Consider the following 1,030-nt stretch of genomic DNA (forward strand, 5'->3'; position numbering starts at 1 on the left):
ATGTCGAAAAGCGAACTGAAGGCATTCTTCATGCGCTACATCGATGCGCTCAATACCCATGATATGGACCGGATGACCGAGTTCGTTCACGACGAACTCACGCAGCACGGCAAAACCATTACCCGCGCCGATGTCATCGCATCGCTGAAGGGGCACGTCGACGCAGTCCCGGATTTCAAATGGCGCGTGGTCGATATGGCGATCGACGGCGACACGGTCGCCGCCCGCCTTTACAACATCGGCACACCCAAGAAGAAATGGTTGGGCTTGGAGCCGACTGGCGCGACTGTGGAATACGGCGAATTCGCCTTCCACAAGGTACGAGACGGAAGGTTCTACGAGCAGAACTATGCGATCGACGTCTTGGAGGTCCAGCGTCAGCTCGCTCGTGCTGGATAGGACCACTGCAGGCTAGTCCGCTCGAAACCTCGCTCATCGGTGCGAGGCTGAGCGATGTGACGATCGCATCAGCCTACTGCACCCACAAAGGCAGGTGCGTGTTGTGTGGCGGTGCACGCTCGACTTGACGCTAGCTGTGTAGCTTCCAACTCCATCGAGAACAGGGTTCGCTATCGCAGGGTAGCGGGTCGCCCTTCCAGCTCTGGCTGCGCGGGCCACGGTCCGACTTCCCAGGGCATTCAATCCAACCACCGAAAGGACCACCCCTTCCGCCGGGAAGGTTCTGATAATGCGATACTCCGCCGACCGCAGTCAGACCACCGAGCCGGGAGGGTGTCGGTCGACGTGGCATTGTCACGTCGTTGAGCGCTAGCCGGAATGAGCGGGCTGAGCCAGGCTGGCCGGATGTCAACCGAGCCCGCCACCTACCTCGGCTACCGCTTCCCGGCCGCGGTCATCCACCATGCCGTCTGGCTCTACCACCTGTTCAGCCTGAGCCTGCGCGATATCGAGCTTGTTCTGGCCGAGCGGGGCGTGGTGGTCAGCTCCGAGAGCATCAGGCGCTGGTGCCTCCGCTTCGGCACGGAGTTCGCGGCAAGGCTACGCAAGCGGCGGCCGAGGCCGGGCGACA

1 protein-coding gene and 1 pseudogene are annotated in these 1,030 nt (G+C 61.7%); both read left to right on the forward strand.

What is annotated here, in order from left to right; all coding sequences use genetic code 11:
• Positions 1 to 399, forward strand: a 399-nt coding sequence (locus EBE87_RS28400) for an ester cyclase (protein WP_120641247.1), incomplete at its 5' end; no start/stop codon positions are given.
• Positions 400 to 804: 405 nt separating this feature from the next.
• Positions 805 to 1,030, forward strand: a pseudogene (locus EBE87_RS28405) (IS6 family transposase); the annotation flags it as partial.

This window comes from Teichococcus wenyumeiae, assembly GCF_003696345.1.
GTDB lineage: Bacteria > Pseudomonadota > Alphaproteobacteria > Acetobacterales > Acetobacteraceae > Pseudoroseomonas > Pseudoroseomonas wenyumeiae.